Origin of the sequence: Ochrobactrum sp. BTU2, from assembly GCF_024539785.1 — a bacterium.
In the GTDB taxonomy this organism is placed as follows: Bacteria; Pseudomonadota; Alphaproteobacteria; order Rhizobiales; family Rhizobiaceae; genus Brucella; species Brucella anthropi.
On sequence record NZ_JAHWRG010000003.1, the window covers coordinates 624,261 to 642,928 of the forward strand.

Consider the following 18,668-nt stretch of genomic DNA (forward strand, 5'->3'; position numbering starts at 1 on the left):
GGGAAATGACATTTATCAGAAAAGCGAGCTACTGGACCGCCGGAGTTATCGCTATTGGGTTGCTTGGTTCCGGTGCCGCACGCAGCGAGGGGAAATTCGATCTCAGCCCGGAACAGCCGAACCGGCTGCGCGTCGAGAAGATCGCCAAGCGTGTCGAGGAGATCAAGGACTTCAAGTTCGTCAAGGACGGCGTTCTGACTATCGGCATCAGCACCAGCGGTCATCTGCCACTGCATGACTATGCGTCGGATTCCAAGACCGTCATCGGTTACGATGTCGATCTGGCGCAGATCATCGCCGATAGTCTGGGCCTCCAGCTGGAATTGGTTTCTGTCGCATGGGCTGACTGGCCGCTGGGGCTTTCCTCTGGCAAGTTCGATGCAGTGATTTCGAATGTGACGGTGACGGAAGAACGTAAGGAGAAATTCGATTTCTCCACCTATCGCAAGGATGAGCTTGGCTTCTATGTGAAATCCGACAGCGAGATCGGCGAGATCAAGTCTCCGAAAGATATTGCCGGTCTCAAGGTCATCACAGATGCGGGCACCAATCAGGAAAAAATCCTGCTGGAATGGGACCGCCAGAACGTAGCTGCCGGTCTGAAAGCCGTTGAGGTGCAGTATTACGATGATGATGCGGTCAAGGATCTCGCCGTCCAGAGCGGACGCGCCGACGCCGTTTTCAGCGTGAATGCGACGCAAGCTTACTCTGCAGGCATTAACGGCAAGACGAAGCTGGTCGGCACTGTGAGCGGGGGCTGGCCGATTACGGCTGAAATTGCCGTCACGACGCGCAAGAGAAGTGGCCTTGCCCAGCCGCTGACCGATGTCCTGAATGATTTGATCGCAAGCGGGGCATATCAGAAGGTTCTGGAAACCTGGAATCTTGGACCGGAAGCAATCACCGAAGCCAAAACCAACCCGCAGGGACTGCCGAAGAGCGGCTCGTGAGTTGAAAGGCGAGGGGCGGGTTGGTTTGAGGGGACGCGAACTGACCCGCATATTTCTGAGATATTGGAGAAAATTTACATGAGAGCAGGAGCTCTGTTGATCGCGGCCTTTGCATGGGTAACATTTCCGGTTCTGACGGCAGTGGCAGGGGACGGTTTCGACCTTTCTCCGGAGCAACCGGGTCGTATTCATACGAAGAAAAATGAGACGGCTGCCACAGCCATTCCCTCTGACTTCAAATTCGTTGCGCCGGGTAAATTTACCGTGGCCGTGGCTCCCGGTGGCCCGCCTCTGGCGACTTATGCCACTGATGCGCGAACGGTCGTCGGCGCCGATCCGGAATATGCTTCTGCGATCGCTGAAAGTCTGGGCCTGCAGCTGGAGCTCGTTCCGGTGGAGTGGATCGACTGGCCGCTGGGGCTGGCTTCCGGCAAGTATGATGCCGTCATTTCAAACGTTGGCGTGACCGAGGAACGCAAGGAAAAATTCGACTTTTCGACTTATCGGCAGGGTCTGCACGGGTTCTTCGTCAAGTCGGACAGTCCGGTCACCTCTATTAAGGAACCGAAGGATGCTGCGGGTTTGCGCATCATTGTAGGTGCGGGGACAAATCAGGAGCGCATTCTCGTCAAATGGAGCGAGGAAAACGTTGCCGCCGGTCTGAAACCGATTGAATTGCAATATTACGACGATGAAGCCGCAAGCCTGCTTGCGCTCCGGTCAGGACGGGCCGACGTGATTGTGCAGCCACATGCGCAGCTCGTTTTCATTGCAGCGCGTGACAAGAATATCAAGCGGGTCGGAACATTGAGCGCAGGTTGGCCGGATCGTTCCGATGTCGCGATCACAACCCGCAAGGGGAGCGGTCTGGCCGATGCACTGACGGTAGCTACCAATGGTCTGATCGAGGATGGAACCTATGCCAGAATTCTCGAGCGCTGGCAGCTGGAGGAAGAAGCGCTGCCCCGCTCCGAAACAAACCCGCCGGGACTGCCGAAGTTCAACTGAGCCGGACATTATTTCCCCGCAACTGAAGGATCGAAGGTGCCAAAAACTATCGAATATTTCTTCTCCATCGGATCGCCGTGGTCATATCTCGGGCTGGATACGCTGGAGGAGCTGTCCTCAAGACATCTGGTTGAAATCAAGCCTCATCTGGCGACTGTCATCGAGGAGAATGGCGGAATATTCGCCAGAAACCGTCCCGATGCGCGTCGTGCCTATGGCACGCGTGATCTGAAACGATGGGCGAAGTTTCGTGGTAAACCTTTGCTGGTGGAAAATCGCCCGGCACTCGGCGACCCGACGTCTGCTTCCTTTTTGGTGATCGCCGCCTATCTTGACGGCGAGAACTGGTTGCAGCTGGCGCGGGCGCTGCAACATGCCTTTTGGGAAGAAGCGAAGGATATAGGGCAACCGAATGTCCGCCGCGCGGTGGCTGACGCCGCAGGCTTCAACGGGGCCTATCTCCTGTCACGGGAGCAGGACGAGGACGTCCTGCGAAAATGGCGAAATGATCGCGAGATTGCCGTCGAAAAGGGCGTGTTCGGATTTCCAACCTACATCTATGAAGATGAAGTTTATTGGGGACAGGACAATCTGGGCTTCCTGTCGAGCCATCTGCGCGGCGAGATACCTTAGGTGCGTGGCAGGATTCTAGAAAGCCGCGTTCGGATGCTTTGCCCGGCTTGGTGTCGGCGAGCCTTTAACACTTTGGATTTCTGTTTGTCGTGTTGTTGGGTGATTTCTTATTGTATTTGTTCCAAATCAATGAACTCTCTGTCTGATCGGATAATTTCCAACCGAAAGACATGCTCGCAAATAATAGCAGAGCAAATGCAGGTTGGACGTGAAAATAGCATTATTGGGCCGTGTGGTCGCTCCAGCTTTCCGACTGCCGGAACAGGGTTTTCCAAGTGTCAGTCAGCCATTTTCATTTTTACTAGAAGCCGCCAGGGTCGTCGCGTTGGCGGCGATGGTTCTGGCGCTCTGCTGGCAGACCACAGCATCCGCTGCTGATCTGGAAAAATACCTTCCGAAGGTTGAGGCAGGCGCTCTCTTCAAAGAGGCCGATGCTATCGGCAAGCCGCAGGGCGAGCCGCCAATCGCACCACTGATGAAGCGGGGCGAGGTGATCGGTTATGCTTATTTGAATTCTGACTTCACCAGTTCCATCGGTTATTCCGGCAAACCCATCCATATCGTCGTCGGCATTGATACCAAAGGCGTCATACGCGGCATAAAACTGGTCGACCACAAAGAGCCGATCGTGCTGATCGGCATTCCCGAAGCCAAGGTTGTGGCTGCGCTGAACTCGCTGGTCGACAGTGACATGAGTGCTGTCGCGGCTGGCCAGAACAAGCCTCCGCAGGTGGAAATCGTCAGCGGTGCCACGGTTACCGTGCTCGTCATGGGAGACAGTGTCGTTCGCTCGGCCGTTGGGCTTGTCCGCAGCGGGCGTCTTGGCAACGCGCCTGTGCAGGTCGCCGCAGCTGATGCGCAGCGCACGGTTGATCTGGAGATCCGCGACGAGCAGGACTGGCAGGCACTGATCGGTGACGGTTCGGTCCGCAGCCTGAAACTGTCGGTTGGTGATGTGACACAGGCATTCCGTGACGCAAAGCACGATCGCGCCGCCGACAATCCTGAAACAACCAATCCCGAAGACGAATTCATCGAGCTTTATGTTGCGCCGGTATCAGTGCCGTCGATCGGTATCAGCCTGCTTGGCAAGGATGGCTTCGAACGCTTGCAAAAGCGGCTGAAGCCAGGACATCAGGCGATCCTGGTTGCGGGCGACGGAGCCTATTCTTTCAAGGGCTCCGGATATGTGCGCGGCGGTATCTTTGACCGCATCGAGTTGATGCAGGACGGGCAGGGCGTACGTTTCCGCGACAAGAACCATACCCGTATCGGCGATATCATGGCCGAAGGCGCACCGCGTCTGCGCGAGATAGCACTGTTCGAGGTGCCTGACGGGTTTGCCTTCGACGTGACGGAACCGTGGGATTTGCAGCTTCTGGTACAGCGCGGTTTCGGTGCGCGGGACAAGGCCAATATCAGTTACGATCTCGGCTACAGTTTGCCGGAAAAATATCTGGCGAAGCAGCCGGAACCAGCTCCCGCGCAGCCTGCAGCAACGACTGCAGATGCACCGCGTCAGCCGCAACCGGTCGGCGAAGCCAATGCGGCCGACATTCTGGGCGAGGGCAATCCGCTCTGGGTCCGGATGTGGGAGATGAATCGTGCCAATGTGATCATCACCGCTTTTGCCATCACGGTTCTTGTCGGCATCTTCTTCTTCCAGAACAGTCTGGTCAGGCATCCGCGCTTCTTCACCTGGCTGCGGCGCAGCTATCTTCTGTTCATCCTTGTCTGGCTCGGTTTCTACAACAATGCACAATTGTCGGTCGTCAACGTCCTGACCTTCACCAACTCCCTGATTACCGGCTTTAACTGGGAATTCTTCCTGACATCGCCGCTGATCTTCATTCTGTGGGCATCGGTGGCGGCGGGGCTGCTGTTCTGGGGGCGTGGACCCTTCTGCGGCTGGCTGTGCCCGTTTGGCGCCCTGCAGGAGCTTACCAACAATCTCGCCCAATGGCTGAAGGTGCCGCAGGTCAAGCTTCCATGGGGACTGCACGAACGCCTCTGGCCTCTCAAGTACATGATCTTCCTCGGCCTGTTTGGATTGTCGCTCTATTCGGTCGCACTGGCGGAAGTGTTCGCGGAAGTCGAGCCGTTCAAGACCTCGATAATTCTCAAATTCGCACGTGAGTGGCCGTTCGTCATTTATGCGCTGACACTTCTGACTGCAGGCCTGTTCATCGAGCGCTTCTACTGCCGTTATATGTGCCCGCTCGGCGCGGCTCTCGCCATCCCCGGGCGCATCCGCATGTTCGAATGGCTGAAACGTTGGCCGGAATGCGGTTCGCCCTGCCACCGTTGTGCCAAGGAATGCCCGGTCGAGGCGATCCATCCGGAGGGGCAGATCAACGTCAATGAATGCATCTACTGCATGCATTGTCAGGAACTCTATCACGACGACCAACGCTGCCCGCACATGATCCAGGTGCGCGTGAAGCGTGAAAAATTCGCAGCCCGCAATGCCCCCCTCGCAGCGGCTGCCGAACGTGGCGGTGGACCGGCCAGACCCGTCATCTCAGTCAAAGGAAAGCCGGTTGAAGGCATTGCCGATACCGGTCCTGCTGTCTGACTTTTCTAAAGGAGAGAAGCATGTCTGAAGAAACCAAAAAAACGCAGCTTAGTCGAAGACAGCTGCTCGGCTCGTCAGCCTTTGTGGCTGCTGCCGGTGCAGGCGGTCTTGGTGGAGCGCTGTTTGCAGGTTCAACCGAACCGGCAATAGCTGCTGCCGGCGGTGCTGGCCACAGTGCAGAGGTGAAGCCTGGAGAACTGGACGAATATTACGTCTTCTTTTCCAGCGGTCAGAGCGGTGAGGTCCGTATTGTCGGCTTGCCGTCGATGCGCGAACTGATGCGCATTCCGGTGTTCAATCGCGATAGCGCGACCGGCTGGGGCCAGACAAATGAAAGCCTTAAGGTGCTGACCGAAGGCCTTCTGCCGCAGGACCAAGAGTTCCTCAAAGATCGCGGGGGCATTTTCCTGAATGGTGACTTGCACCACCCGCACCCGTCCTTCACGGAAGGCACCTATGACGGACGCTATCTCTACGCCAACGACAAGGCCAATACGCGTGTCTGCCGCATCCGTCTTGATGTGATGAAATGCGACAAGATCATTCAGCTCCCGAACCAGCACACCGTGCATGGCTTGCGCGTGCAGAAATATCCGAAAACCGGATATGTCTTCTGCAACGGTGAAGATCGCGCGCCGATCCCGAACGACGGCAGCAATCTGACCGATACCAAGCAATATCACGCGATCTTCACGGCCGTTGACGGCGAGACCATGAAGGTTGCCTGGCAGATCATGGTCGATGGCAATCTCGACAATGTCGACTGCGATTATCAGGGCAAATATGCTTTTGCCACCTGCTACAATTCGGAAGAGGGTACGACGCTCGCCGAAATGATGTCGAGCGAGCAGGACTGGATCGTCATCTTCAACCTGAAGCGTATCGAAGAAGCGGTTGCCAAGGGTGATTTCAAGGAAATCAACGGTGTGCCGGTCATCGATGGACGTCACGGTTCCAAATATACGCGTTACATTCCTGTGCCGAACAGCCCGCATGGCATCAACACTGCGCCAGACGGTATCCATGTGGTTGCCAACGGCAAGCTCTCGCCGACCGTTACCGTGTTCGACGTTCGCAAGTTCGATGAGCTTTTCGACGACAAGATCAAGCCCCGCGATGCAGTCGTTGCGGAACCTGAACTCGGACTTGGGCCATTGCATACGGCTTATGATGGCAAGGGCAACGCCTATACAACGCTCTTCATCGACAGCCAGATCTGCAAATGGAATATCGAGGACGCCAAGCGAGCCTTCAAGGGTGAAAAGGTCGATCCGATCCGTCAGAAACTCGATGTGCATTATCAGCCCGGTCACAATCACACTTCCATGGGGCAAACCAAGGAAGCCGACGGTCAGTGGCTGATTTCGCTCAACAAGTTCTCCAAGGATCGCTATCTCAATGTCGGCCCACTCAAGCCGGAAAATGACCAGCTCATCGATATTTCCGGTGAGAAGATGATGATTGTCCATGACGGGCCAAGTTTTGCTGAGCCGCACGATGCAACGATTGTTCATCGTTCCAAGATCAATCCCGTCAACTTCTGGAGCCGTGAGGATCCATTCTTCGCCGATGCTGTCACTCAGGCGAAAGCCGATGGCCTCGACCTGATGGACGCGAATGAGGTGATCCGGGATGGCAATAAGGTGCGCGTTTATATGACGTCTGCCGCGCCAGCCTTCGGTCTAACCGAGTTCACCGTCCAGCAGGGCGATGAGGTGACGGTGTATGTCACCAATATCGACGAGATCGAAGATCTTACGCACGGCTTCGCCATCATCAATTACGGGGTCAACATGGAGATCGGGCCACAGGCGACCGCGTCTGTCACCTTCACGGCCAACAAGCCGGGCGTGTGGTGGTATTACTGCTCGTGGTTCTGCCACGCCATGCACATGGAAATGAAGGGCCGGATGCTCGTGGAACCGAAGAAGGCCTGACTGCCATGAGGTTCCCCCGCCGGTTTCAGTCCTTCAGTGCCGCAATGCTGCTGACCGTCGTTCTTTGCGACGGTTTGCAGGCACGGCAGATCGATGTCGTAGCAGGCGAAGGCGTACAGGCGGCTATCGACAAAGCGGAGCCGGGCGATGTCGTCCGGCTTCTGAAAGGCAAGCACAATGGCGCGGTTACGATCGACCGCGCCATTGAACTGACCGGCGAGCAGGGCGCCATTGTGGACGGACTTGGCTCGGGCAATGCCATAACGGTCAACGCACCGGATGCTATCGTGCGCGGGCTGGAAGTGCGCGGTTCGGGCGATAACATGCCCGACCTCAACTCCGGAATTTTCGTGGCCAAAACCGCCACGGGCGCACGCGTCGAGAACAATCGACTAATCGATAACCTCTACGGGATTTATTTGCATGGCGCCGCAAATTCCATCGCGAGCGGCAATGAGATCATTGGCCGTCGAGGCGTACGCATGGCGCAAACCGGCAGCGGCGTTTCCATCTGGAATGCGCCCGGCGCACAGGTTATTGGCAACGTCATTCGCTACGGGCGCGACGGCATCTATACCAATGCCAGCCGCAAAAATATCTTTCGCGACAATGTGATGGAGGATGTCAGGTTCGCTGTTCATTACATGTACACGGATGACAGCCAGGTCATCGGCAATGTTTCGCGCAACAATTCGGTCGGTTTCGCGATCATGTACACCAACCGTCTCAAGGTGCAGGATAACCTGTCCGACGGCGACCGGGATCATGGCTTGTTGCTCAATTATGCAAATAGCTCGGTCATTTCCGGCAATCGCGTGATCGGGCGTATGCAACCGATAGATCGCTGGCTCGATGCCGGTGTCCAGAAGGCTGAACACGGCCTTCCTGCGGACGACCAGACGGAAACCCAGACGGGCGCAACCTCGCGGCTCGGTCCGGAAAAATGCGTCTTTATTTACAATGCCAACAAGAACAAGTTCACCGAAAACAGTTTCGAGAACTGCAGCATAGGCATTCACTTTACTGCCGGTTCCGAGGGCAATGCCATGAGCGGCAACGCCTTCATAAACAACCGCAATCAGGTGAAATATGTCGGCACGCGCAACCTCGACTGGTCGGTCAATGGGCGCGGCAATTACTGGAGCGACAATCCGGCCTTCGATCTCAATGGTGACGGTATCGCAGATAGTCCTTACCGGCCCAATGATCTGATCGACAAGGTTTTGTGGACTGCGCCACAGGCAAAAATTCTCATCAATAGTCCGGCAATCGAGACAATCCGCTGGGCACAGACCCAGTTCCCGGCGCTTTTGCCGGGCGGTGTTGTCGATAGCTATCCCCTTATGAAGCCGCCGCATCCGGCCGATCCGGCGAAAGGAAAACCAAATGACTGAGACTGTCATTCTTGATCAGGTCACAAAGTCCTATGGCGGGTTCGACGCCATCAGCGATGCAAGTTTCAGCCTCCACGCTGGAGAAAGCATTGCGCTGGTCGGCCATAATGGTGCTGGAAAAACGACGATGATAAAGCTCATGCTCGGGCTGATCCGCCCGACCAAGGGCGCGGTTCGCGTGTTGGGCGAAGATCCGGCGACCGGTGCCTTTGCCGCCAGATTGCGGCTTGGCTATCTGCCTGAGCACGTCTCTTTCAATCTGGCGCTGACAGGAGCCGAAACGCTCGGTTTCTATGCGCGGCTCAAGAGAATGCCGGTTGCCCAAAATGTAGAGCTGCTGGAGCGCGTCGGCCTCGCCCATGCTGCGAACAGGCGGGTTGGCACCTATTCGAAGGGGATGCGCCAGCGACTGGGGCTTGCTCAGGCATTGCTCGGGCAACCGTCCGTTCTGTTGCTTGACGAGCCGACGACCGGTCTCGATCCCGCCTTGCGTCAGAGCTTCTATGAAGTCCTTGAAGAATTGCGGAGCAAAGGCACGACAATCCTCATGTCGTCCCATGCCCTGACCGAACTGGAAACCAAAGTCGGGCGCGTCATCATCGCGAACAAAGGCAAGATTATTGCCGATGGCTCCATCGATGCGTTGCGCCGGATTTCACAATTACCGCTTCGCATACGGGTGCAGACGCCAGACGTTTCCCGGCTGCCTTCGACAACCGCCAATACTGCATTGCGCTGGCATCGTCTCGGCCCGGATATCTTCGAAACGGAAGCTCCGACGGAAGGTAAGATGGCTCTTGTCCGTGAAATCGTGGCCATGAACGACAATCTCACAGAACTTGATCTCGTTCCGCCGACGCTGGACGAACTTTACGCCCACTTCCTCAATGCCGGGGAAGAGGCCCTCGCGGAGGCAGCGGAATGAACAATATTCTCATAATCGCTTCCAAGGAAATTCAGGAAGGCTTGCGCAATCGCTGGGTTCTGGCGACCACGCTATTGCTTGCGGCACTGGCCCTAAGCATGACTTTTCTCGGCAGCGCACCCACCGGCAGTTCGGTTGCCGCGAGCAAGCTGGACGTTGTGATCGTCAGTCTCTCCAGCCTGACAATCTTCCTCATCCCTCTTATTGCCCTTCTCATTTCGCATGATGCAATCGTCGGTGAAATGGAACGCGGCACGATGCTGCTGCTTCTGAGCTATCCGATAAGCCGATTTCAGCTGGTTCTTGGAAAATTCGTTGGTCAGCTTGCTATTCTGTCCTTTGCGACATTGTTCGGGTACGGCGCGGCGGCTGTGGCGCTGATCGTGACCGGGTCCGGCGTGGATGCGGGAAGCTGGCTGTCGCTGTTCAAACTCATTATCTCGTCGGTCCTGCTGGGAGCCGTGTTCATCGCCATCGGCTTTCTCGCAAGTACGCTGGTGCGGGAGCGGAGCACGGCAGCAGGTATCGCCATCGGCGTCTGGCTGTTTTTCGTGCTGATCTATGACGCAGCACTTCTTGCTCTGCTGGTTTTCGATCAAGGCCGTATTGTTGGCGGTGGGGTACTCAACGGTCTGCTTCTTCTCAATCCAGCCGATTCCTACCGGCTTCTCAATTTCGGTCTCGGACAGGCCGGATCTTTAACTGGCATGGGCGGAATAGCCGGTAACGCTACGCTCTCTGCTCCAGCTCTGACGCTAGCGCTCGGCCTTTGGGTCATGCTGCCGCTGTCCCTTTCCATGCTGGTTTTCTCGAGGAAAGAATTATGAAACACGCTCTGTTTCTTGCCCCCCTGTTTCTGGTTCTGCTTGCAGGGTGTTCTCCGGATGAAAAGAATGATGCCGTGATGGCTCCTTTCGCGCTGACGGAAAGCGCAATGGGCCGATATTGCGGAATGAATGTTCTGGAGCACCCCGGCCCCAAGGGGCAAATCATTCTAGAGCCGACAAACGAGGCAGTATGGTTCTCTTCCGCCCGTGATACGCTCGCTTTTACGATGCTGCCTGAGGAGCCAAAAGGGATCGCGGCGATCTACGTTTCAGATATGGCGAAAGCGCCAAGCTGGGAAGAGCCGGGAGCGGAAAACTGGGTCGATGCGCGCAAAGCCTTTTTCGTGATTGAAAGCGCTGCTGTAGGTGGAATGGGGGCACAGGAGGCCGTACCGTTTTCGACACGAGAAGCAGCGGAGAAGTTCGTTGCGGAAAAGGGCGGCCGTATTAGCACTTTTACCGAAATACCGGAGGATTACGTTCTCGGCGGTCAGTCGGTGCGGCCCTCCGATCTTGGAGCCGAAAGCCATGCGCATTGAAGGTGGTCAGCGTATCAGCCGTCGGCTTGTACTTGCGGGTGGTGCGGCTGGAGTAGTGTTCTGGGCCATTCCAAAACACGCAGTTTCACTCGACCTTCCGGAGCCCGTCATCTGGCGTAGTCAGGCGATGGGGGCACCTGCCAAGATCATACTCTATCATCCGGATCGTTCGACCGCTGAACGGTTGCTGCGCGAAGCGGCTCAAGAGGCCAAAAGGCTGGAGAACATCTTCAGCCTCTATCGCGAAGATTCAGAACTTGCCCAACTTAATCGCGATGGGGCGCTGGCATCGCCTTCGCCTGATCTGGTTGAGGTTCTGCGTATCTGCCATGAATGCTGGCAGGCCAGTGATGGCCTTTTCGATCCGACCGTACAGCCTCTTTGGAACTGTCTGAAAAAGCATTTCTCGCAAGAACATCCTTCTCCCGACGGACCATCGCGACAGCTTTGGGATGAAGCGCTGGCGAAGGTAGGGTTCGGTTATGTTCTGTTCGATGATAACCGCATTGCATTCTCCAAGCCATCTATGTCTCTGACTTTAAATGGTATTGCGCAGGGCTATGTCACCGACCGCGTGACGGCATTGTTGCAAAGGGCAGGAGTCGAATATGCACTGGTCGATATGGGGGAGTATCGCGCTCTTGGTTCAAGAGCTGACGGCACGGCATGGTGCATTGGCATCGCCGATCTGGAAGCCGGAGCTGCTGCCGAAGAGTATGTTGATATCCGCAATCAGGCGCTCGCGACATCCAGCTTCACGGGCTTTCAGTTCGATGAGTCCGGACGGTTTAACCATTTGCTCAACCCAAAAACTGGCTTTTCAGCGGCACTTTATCGCCGGGTGACTGTCGTGGCCCGCGATGCGGCGCGAGCCGATGCCTGGGCAACTGCGTTCAGCCTCATGGACAAGAATCAGATCGAAGCAGTTATCGGTAGCCAACAGGATATGTCTGTGATTGCACAGACACGCTCTGGCGAACGAATAGGCCTGGGTTCTTAGGTAATGAGCGGCGTTATCGTACTGATCGCAGGCGCATCCCGTCCGAAGCAGATTGATACTCAGAGGGGCGGAAAAACGATGCGGTTTTCTATGAATCGGGGCGTCTTATGCGAACGTGGCGATGAGATTTTTTTGATCTTTAGAATGAATGTCAGGAAACTCTGAGCAATCGGCATTTGCCGATACAAGCACCGTCGCGCAGTCATGCTTTTTTAAGTTGCCAGACTGAAACCTGTTCTGGAACCAGCGCTCTGTCGAGCCAAGTTATCGCAATAATTCCAAGAAGATCGAATGGTGGGCGTGACAGGGATTGAACCTGTGACCCCTACGATGTCAACGTAGTGCTCTCCCGCTGAGCTACACGCCCATTCGATGTGGCGCATACACCATATCGCGTTGCGCCCGTCAATGCCCTTTTATGAAGTTTTTTCGTCTTTTTGTTGATGACAAAACAAAGGGCCGCAAATCAGTGGGATCGCCTCAGGCGGCGATCAGCATTTTTTCTATTTCGTTCACCAGGTCACGCAGGTGGAACGGCTTGGAAAGCACCTTTGCGTCGCGCGGCGCGTCCGAATCGGGGTTGAGGGCGACAGCGGCGAAGCCCGTAATGAACATGATCTTCAGATCCGGGTCGATTTCTGTCGCGCGCCGCGCCAGTTCGATGCCGTCCATTTCCGGCATGACAATATCGGTCAGCAGAAGGGAGAAAGGCTCTTCCTGCAATCTTTCATAGGCACTCGCGCCGTTGTCGAAGTGCGTCACGTGATAACCGGCTTTTTCCAACGCCTTGACGAGGAAGCGGCGCATATCATTGTCATCTTCAGCTAGAAGGATTCTCTTCATTGTTCCGTCCGAATTCTGTGTCGTGTTCATCGCCCAAAAGCTGACCCTTAACGACTCAATATCCACCGTAGAAAACGCTTCTTTGGTAAATATGGAATGAATGCTCGCGCGAATGTTAATTGTTATGGCGCGTATTTGGCAACAAGCTGTTCAGTGTGACAGGATTGTCGCATATGCACGCCATGCAAAGGCCGGAAGATTCGGCTGCCAGCCGTTTGCACGCATGGGCCGTCTGACGTAATTTGTTATAATACTGACGTGGATCGTCGTCGAATGGCCTGGATGTTCCGGCCGAAAACGGGTGAAGAATGAGTTTGGAGCGCGATTTTAGTCTGATACCGCCCTTCGAGATATGCGCTCCGGCGGAACAGCGCATTCCGTTCGTCTTCAATTCACCGCATAGCGGACGCTATTACCCGCATTCTTTCGTCGAAGCGTCGCGTCTCGACGCCTTGAGCATACGTCATTCGGAAGACTGTTATGTCGATGAGCTTTTTGCTTCCGCCATGCGGCTCGGTGCGCCCTTGCTCAAGGCGCATTTTCCGCGTGCGTTTCTCGATGTGAATCGCGAAGCCTATGAACTGGATCCGCGCATGTTCGCCGAGCCATTGCCGCCTTTCGTCAATAGCCAGTCGGCGCGCGTTGCAGGCGGGCTTGGAACGGTGCCGCGTCTGGTCGGTGAGGGGCAGCTGATTTATCCGGGGCGCATTCCACTCGCCGAAGCATTTTACCGTATCGAAGACCTCTACAAGCCTTACCACCAGACGCTTGATACACTGCTTCAGTCCACCCGTCAGCGTTTCGGTTATGCGGTTCTGATTGACTGCCATTCGATGCCCGGCGGCGCACGGCCCGGCGAAGTCGGATCGCGTCCGGATTTCATCGTTGGTGATCGTTTCGGTCGCTCGTGCAGCGAAAGGCTGACGCAGGCTGCCATCGATCTGCTGCAGGATCTGGGCTACACTGTTGCGCACAACAAGCCCTATGCGGGCGGGTTCATCACGGAGCATTACGGGCGGCCTGCTATGGCGTGTCATGCCCTGCAGATTGAAATCAATCGCAGTCTTTATGTGAACGAGCAGAACCTGCATAAGCTTGCCGGTTTCGAAACGCTCTGTGCCGATCTGCATGGGTTTCTGAGCGACCTGACATCCCTGCCGGACGATCTCTTTATCGCGCCACCTCTGGCCGCAGAATAATCCGTTCCGACGAGCGCCTCTCGCAGATAAAAAGAACCGCGCCCGAACGATACGAGCGCGGTCAAAGACTAGGGAGGAAATGCCCCGAAAGGCATCGACAGGAAAACCTGTCTGGGATTTAAGTTACGTCCGAATGGCGGTAACGTCAAGAAAATGCGCATATTTTTTGGGCTAATTTAATTATGCTCATTATGTAGGCAAAATTAGCATGGTTTGCATAAGTATGCGCCATGTGTTGGAAACAGGAGTTCGGGGTTGCTGATCGATAAGGCATTTTTTTCCGAAGTGGCTGCAGCGGCAGCTGCTCAGACGCTTCCGCGTTTTCGTCAGCTGACGGAAATCGACAACAAATATAGCGTTGGTTTCGATCCGGTGACCGAAGCGGACAGGGCGGCGGAGCGTGCGATTCGTGCGGTTATTGGCAGCGTTTTTCCCGACCATGGTATTCTTGGGGAAGAATACGGGCCGGAGAATATTGACCGCAGCCATGTCTGGGTCATCGATCCCATTGATGGGACCCGTGCTTTCATTTCTGGCCTGCCGGTCTGGGGCACGCTTTTGGGACTGACTGTCGATGGCGATGCCACGGCGGGAATGATGTCGCAGCCCTTCACCGGCGAGTTGTTCTACAGCGATGGTAATGGTGCTTATCTCGCGCGTAATGGCGGCGAAGACGCGCCTCGCCGTCTGTCGGTGCGCAAGAATGCAACCTTGGCCGATGCCACGATGTTTACGACGACGCCTGCTCTTTTCAAGGGTGAAAGCCGCAAGGGATTTGATCGGCTGGAAAGCGCGGTGCGTCTGTCCCGCTATGGAGTTGATTGCTATGCCTTCGCAATGCTCGCAAGCGGTTTTGCCGACATTGTCGTTGAAGCGGGTCTCCAGCCCTATGACATTGTCGCTCTCATTCCGCTGATTGAGCAGGCTGGCGGTGTGGTGACGCAACGTGATGGCAGTCCGGCGGAAAAGGGCGGCGATGTTGTCGCCGCAGCTTCTCCTGAACTGCACAGGGCAGCGCTTGATCTGCTGAATAGCTGATAAGAGCATTTCCAGCAAAAGTGCGAAGCGATTTTGCGTCGGATAATGCGTAAAAACAAACATTTAGAGCGATTTCAATGCTTCTACCGCAGGCGAAATCGCTCTAAATACCGGAGGCTAGGGGCTCAATGGTCTCCGGCATGGTTTCGACCTCTGACGAGCCCGGAATGAAGGCATCGAAGGCGGCCCAGAGCTGCTCACGATAAAAGTCGGCTTCCTGAAGCATCTCATGACGTGCGCCGGTAATTGTGGTCAGTGAGACATTGCGCGTGCGGGCGACAAAACGCTCGATCACCGATGTGGAAACCACGCGGTCTGCGCCAGCGGCAACGATGAGGACCGGTACTGTGGGTCCATTATAGAAATCCGGCTGATTGATGCGCCGAGACGTTTCGAGAGCGCTCCAGAGCCACCGGGCGGTCGGACCGCCAAGCGCAAGATCCGGGTGAAGGCGTGGAATTTCCATATTACGCATGAAGCGTGCCGGGTCGCTGGTCAGCGGATTGCCTGCAAAGGGACGCGAAGCCAGTCTGCGTCCGCCGGATGCGTAAACTTGGCCGAGGCCGAGCCATCGAAAGGCGGAGGCGATGCGGCGTACATTGTCATCGCTGAGCCGTTGCCCATCAAGCCCCATGAAGGGCGCACACAGCACCATGCGACTGATGCGCGATGTCAGTCTGCCCATCGAAGAAAGCGCCACAAGCGCACCGGCGGAATGGCCGAGAATGTAGAAGGGCGGGGGACAGTCGGGCAAGGCGATCTGGTCGAGGATAAGGTCGAGATCGTCGGAATAATCTTCGAAACTGCGGACATAGCCGCGCTGGCGGTCCTTCAGCAACCGGTGCGAGCCGCCTTGTCCGCGCCAGTCGAATGTTACGACCGTGAAGCCGCGCGCGGTCAGATCGGTCATGGTTTCGAAGTATTTTTCGATAAACTCGTTGCGTCCCTGAAGCAGGACCACTGTTCCCCGTATCGGTTTCGCGTCGGCTTTCAGAATGGCATAGCGCAGGGTCTTGCCGCCCTTCGCTTCAAGCAGGCCAGCCTTGATCCCGTGCGGTATAGGATTCGCATCGGTTTCGAAAAGTAGTTCCGACATCCGATTGCGAACCTTTCTGCTTCAGATTGGGATATGTGGCTCCAGCATAATGGGGCAATTGATGATAAAAAGTAACCGGAAGTTCGAGAACGAACTTCCGGCTCAAAGAACAGCCGATGCAAGGGACGTTACACCAGCTGGTCTGTAGAGAAAATTTGAAGAAGGCGCTCAGTATCCGCCAGGGCGGCGTTCACCAACAATGCGGCCTGAATAGGCATCGACCATGACGATGACGCGGCGGCCGTTCGGCCTTGTGGCGCGCACGAAATAGGTGTCGCGGTTAAGGCGCATGTCGCCGACATCATAGCCGCGGCGTTCCAGCGAGCGTGCGATACGACGCGGTCCCATGATGTCGCGACGACCATAATCGTCGCCCCAGCCCGGGCGGCGATCCGGGCCACCATCCCAATCAGGGCGTGGACCCGGATATGGACGCGGCGGACGATAGCCGTCATCATCGTAATATTGAATCTGAACGCGCAGGCCGCTATCGGCTGCAAGGGTGGGTGTCGCAATCCCTGTCGCGACGGTGGCAAGTGCGGCAAAAGCGAGAACAGCTTTTCTCATAACCGTGATCCTTTAATGAACCCGCTTTGCAGCAGGCATGGTGGGACATTAGCCCCAAGCGGCTGAACGCTCGCCAAAGATGATGTTCATTTTGGGTTCATTGTGCGGCGAATCCCCCAAAATGTAGGCCCCTATTGATCAGGAGTTATTACGCGGCGTGACAGCCCGTGTTTCGCAAGCTTCGCGCGCACGCGGCCTTGAAATGAAAAAGAACCGTTCCCAAATGAGTTTTGCGGTCGCCTGGAAGGGGCCGCCGGCATCAAGGAATTCGCCATAAGGGAGTTTCGCCGCCGTGTATGGTCCCGAATGCGCTCAGCGCTCTTCGGAACAGATCATGCTGAAACAAGCATCATGTCGCTCTAAAGGAGGGCTAATACATGCGTCACGTAGATTTTTCCCCGCTCTATCGTTCCACGGTCGGTTTCGATCGGCTCTTCTCCATGCTTGATACGCTCGCTTCGCCGGAAGGTAACCAGTCCTATCCGCCGTATAATATCGAGCGCACGGGTGAGAACACCTATCGCATCACCATGGCGGTCGCGGGCTTTTCCGAAAGTGAACTCGAAATCGAAGCGCATCGCAACCTGCTGACGATCAAGGGTCAGAAGGCGGATGAAAATGCTTCCGATATCGGTGAAGTTCTCTATCGTGGTATCGCCTCACGTGCTTTCGAGCGCCGTTTCCAGCTTGCCGACTTCGTTGAAGTCGCCGGTGCGAGCCTCAAGAACGGTCTCCTGCACATCGATCTCAAGCGCGAGATTCCAGAACAGATGAAACCGCGCAAGATCGAAGTTGCCAAGGCTGGCTCCGACAGCGCTCAGCAGATCGAGGCGAAAACCGCGCATTAAGCTTGGTTGAGAATGAATAAGAAAAGGCGGTGCTTGAAGCGCCGCCTTTTTCATTTTGACAGATACGAAAGAGCGTCAGGCGATCAAGTCAGCGAACCGGTCGACATCTTCTTCCGTGTTGGCGAAGCTCGTCACAAAGCGGGCGAAAATTTCGCCGTCGCTGATGCGGTTCACTTCCGAATGCGGGGGGTTCCAGTCGTAGAAAATCGCTCCGGCATTGCGCAGACGATCATAGACCGACTGTTTCATGATGGCGAAGACCTCATTGGCTTCCGGTTTCCAGGCAAGGCGCATCTGGCTCGACGCATTGATATGACCGGCGAGGCGCGCGGCGAGTGCATTGGAGTGACGTGCCAGTTCCAGCCAGAGATCGTCTCGCAGGTAAGCATCGAATTGCGCTGCCACAAAGCGTGTCTTGGAAAAGAGCTGTGCCGCGCGTTTGCGGATGAACGGTAGGTCCTTGGCGCGGGCCGGGTCCATGAAGACCAATGCTTCGGCGCACCAGCAGCCGTTTTTCGTACCTCCGAAGGAAACGATGTCCACGCCCTGTTTCCAGGTCATTTCGGCTGGTGTCATGTCCAGCGAAACAAGCGCATTGGCAAAGCGTGCGCCGTCCATATGCAGTGGCAGACCGGCATCGCGGCAGATCTTGGAAATGGTGGCGATATGTTCGGGCTGGTAGAGCGTACCAACTTCGGTCGCCTGCGTGATGCTGACGGCCATGGGCTGCCCAGCATGAACGAAAGCCGGATTGAACCGCCTCAGTTCGCGCTTGAGAAGTTCGGGGTCGATGCGGCCATGCGCACCGTCAATCGGATGCAGACGTGCGCCGCCGGTGAAATATTCAGGTGCACCGCACTCGTCCTCGATCACATGCGCTTCGCGGTGCACCAGCGAAACTCCGCCGGGCCGGTTGACGCTGGCCAGCGCCAGCGAGTTGGCGGCTGTTCCTGTTCCGACAAAGTACACGGCAACTTCGCGCTCGAACAATTCGTTGAAGCGCTGCTCGACGCGCTTGTCGAGTTCGCTTGCGCCATAGGCTGCCGCAAAACCTGCAGCATGCAACGAAAGGCTCTCGGCGATTTTCGGGTGGGCGCCTGCCCAATTGTCTGACGCAAAATGCACGTGTTCCTCCAGATGGGTTGAATGGGCTGTCGCACAGTCGATGTTTCTATAACCTGTCTGACAGAAGCGGTTAAGGTCCGACTTGCGCGAAAAATGTCATCAACATGCCTATTTTTTAGGCATTCGAGGGGCGGGCAAAAGCGCGCCAAACTGACGCAATGGCC

17 protein-coding genes and 1 tRNA gene are annotated in these 18,668 nt (G+C 56.0%); 13 read left to right on the top strand and 5 right to left on the bottom strand.

The features are described 5' to 3' along the window. Window positions 1–5: 5 nt before the first annotated feature. The 10 genes from KWJ32_RS11835 (at window position 6) to KWJ32_RS11880 (ending at window position 11,788) form a co-directional block, all read left to right on the top strand. Window positions 6–950: an ABC transporter substrate-binding protein gene (locus KWJ32_RS11835; RefSeq protein ID WP_012093634.1), complete on the top strand. Its 945-nt coding sequence runs from the start codon at window positions 6–8 to the stop codon at window positions 948–950. Window positions 951–1,028: 78 nt separating this feature from the next. Then, on the top strand, window positions 1,029–1,958 hold the full coding sequence (locus KWJ32_RS11840) for an ABC transporter substrate-binding protein (protein ID WP_094515415.1): 930 nt from the start codon (window positions 1,029–1,031) through the stop codon (window positions 1,956–1,958). Window positions 1,959–1,994: 36 nt separating this feature from the next. Beyond that, a complete protein-coding gene (locus tag KWJ32_RS11845; protein WP_094515414.1) occupies window positions 1,995–2,591 on the top strand; it encodes a DsbA family protein in 597 nt (198 codons plus the stop codon). Window positions 2,592–2,925: 334 nt separating this feature from the next. Then, window positions 2,926–5,166, top strand: coding sequence for a regulatory protein NosR (locus KWJ32_RS11850; protein WP_151610216.1), 2,241 nt, complete (start codon window positions 2,926–2,928; stop codon window positions 5,164–5,166). 20 nt (window positions 5,167–5,186) lie between these two features. Further along, on the top strand, window positions 5,187–7,103 hold the full coding sequence (gene nosZ, locus KWJ32_RS11855; protein WP_012093630.1) for a TAT-dependent nitrous-oxide reductase: 1,917 nt from the start codon (window positions 5,187–5,189) through the stop codon (window positions 7,101–7,103). 5 nt (window positions 7,104–7,108) lie between these two features. Next, window positions 7,109–8,497 carry a nitrous oxide reductase family maturation protein NosD gene (locus KWJ32_RS11860; protein WP_012093629.1) on the top strand — a complete coding sequence of 463 codons (1,389 nt, stop codon included), beginning with the start codon at window positions 7,109–7,111 and terminating at the stop codon, window positions 8,495–8,497. Continuing rightward, window positions 8,490–9,422: an ABC transporter ATP-binding protein gene (locus KWJ32_RS11865; RefSeq protein WP_012093628.1), complete on the top strand. Its 933-nt coding sequence runs from the start codon at window positions 8,490–8,492 to the stop codon at window positions 9,420–9,422. Before KWJ32_RS11860 ends, KWJ32_RS11865 begins: the two co-directional genes overlap by 8 nt. Next, window positions 9,419–10,249: an ABC transporter permease subunit gene (locus KWJ32_RS11870; protein ID WP_012093627.1), complete on the top strand. Its 831-nt coding sequence runs from the start codon at window positions 9,419–9,421 to the stop codon at window positions 10,247–10,249. The genes KWJ32_RS11865 and KWJ32_RS11870 overlap by 4 nt, the downstream gene beginning before the upstream one ends. Next, window positions 10,246–10,788, top strand: a complete 543-nt coding sequence (locus tag KWJ32_RS11875) for a nitrous oxide reductase accessory protein NosL (protein WP_012093626.1) — start codon at window positions 10,246–10,248, stop codon at window positions 10,786–10,788. The genes KWJ32_RS11870 and KWJ32_RS11875 overlap by 4 nt, the downstream gene beginning before the upstream one ends. Further along, window positions 10,778–11,788: an FAD:protein FMN transferase gene (locus KWJ32_RS11880; RefSeq protein WP_256885985.1), complete on the top strand. Its 1,011-nt coding sequence runs from the start codon at window positions 10,778–10,780 to the stop codon at window positions 11,786–11,788. The genes KWJ32_RS11875 and KWJ32_RS11880 overlap by 11 nt, the downstream gene beginning before the upstream one ends. A gap of 292 nt (window positions 11,789–12,080) precedes the next feature. Here KWJ32_RS11880 and KWJ32_RS11885 read toward each other — a convergent pair. Further along, window positions 12,081–12,155: transfer RNA gene (locus tag KWJ32_RS11885), tRNA-Val, on the bottom strand. Window positions 12,156–12,268: 113 nt separating this feature from the next. Continuing rightward, window positions 12,269–12,631 carry a response regulator gene (locus KWJ32_RS11890; RefSeq protein ID WP_002966536.1) on the bottom strand — a complete coding sequence of 121 codons (363 nt, stop codon included), beginning with the start codon at window positions 12,629–12,631 and terminating at the stop codon, window positions 12,269–12,271. 308 nt (window positions 12,632–12,939) lie between these two features. Here KWJ32_RS11890 and KWJ32_RS11895 point away from each other — a divergent pair, with 308 nt between their 5' ends. Beyond that, window positions 12,940–13,830: an N-formylglutamate amidohydrolase gene (locus KWJ32_RS11895; RefSeq protein ID WP_012093571.1), complete on the top strand. Its 891-nt coding sequence runs from the start codon at window positions 12,940–12,942 to the stop codon at window positions 13,828–13,830. Between the two features lie 255 nt (window positions 13,831–14,085). Next, window positions 14,086–14,868, top strand: a complete 783-nt coding sequence (gene hisN, locus KWJ32_RS11900; protein WP_012093570.1) for a histidinol-phosphatase — start codon at window positions 14,086–14,088, stop codon at window positions 14,866–14,868. A 103-nt stretch (window positions 14,869–14,971) separates the two neighbouring features. Here hisN and KWJ32_RS11905 read toward each other — a convergent pair whose 3' ends face one another. Together KWJ32_RS11905 and KWJ32_RS11910 are read right to left on the bottom strand one after the other, a co-directional pair. Continuing rightward, a complete protein-coding gene (locus KWJ32_RS11905) occupies window positions 14,972–15,964 on the bottom strand; it encodes an alpha/beta hydrolase (protein WP_012093569.1) in 993 nt (330 codons plus the stop codon). 168 nt (window positions 15,965–16,132) lie between these two features. Further along, window positions 16,133–16,531: a hypothetical protein gene (locus tag KWJ32_RS11910; protein ID WP_010660659.1), complete on the bottom strand. Its 399-nt coding sequence runs from the start codon at window positions 16,529–16,531 to the stop codon at window positions 16,133–16,135. Between the two features lie 377 nt (window positions 16,532–16,908). On the opposite strand from KWJ32_RS11910, the gene KWJ32_RS11915 reads away from it, so the two are divergent. Further along, entirely contained in the window at window positions 16,909–17,379 is a 471-nt protein-coding gene (locus tag KWJ32_RS11915) for an Hsp20 family protein (protein ID WP_010660660.1), read from the top strand. A gap of 75 nt (window positions 17,380–17,454) precedes the next feature. On the opposite strand, the gene KWJ32_RS11920 is transcribed toward KWJ32_RS11915, so the two are convergent. Next, window positions 17,455–18,504, bottom strand: coding sequence for a low specificity L-threonine aldolase (locus KWJ32_RS11920; RefSeq protein WP_012093568.1), 1,050 nt, complete (start codon window positions 18,502–18,504; stop codon window positions 17,455–17,457). Between the last annotated feature and the right edge of the window lie 164 nt (window positions 18,505–18,668).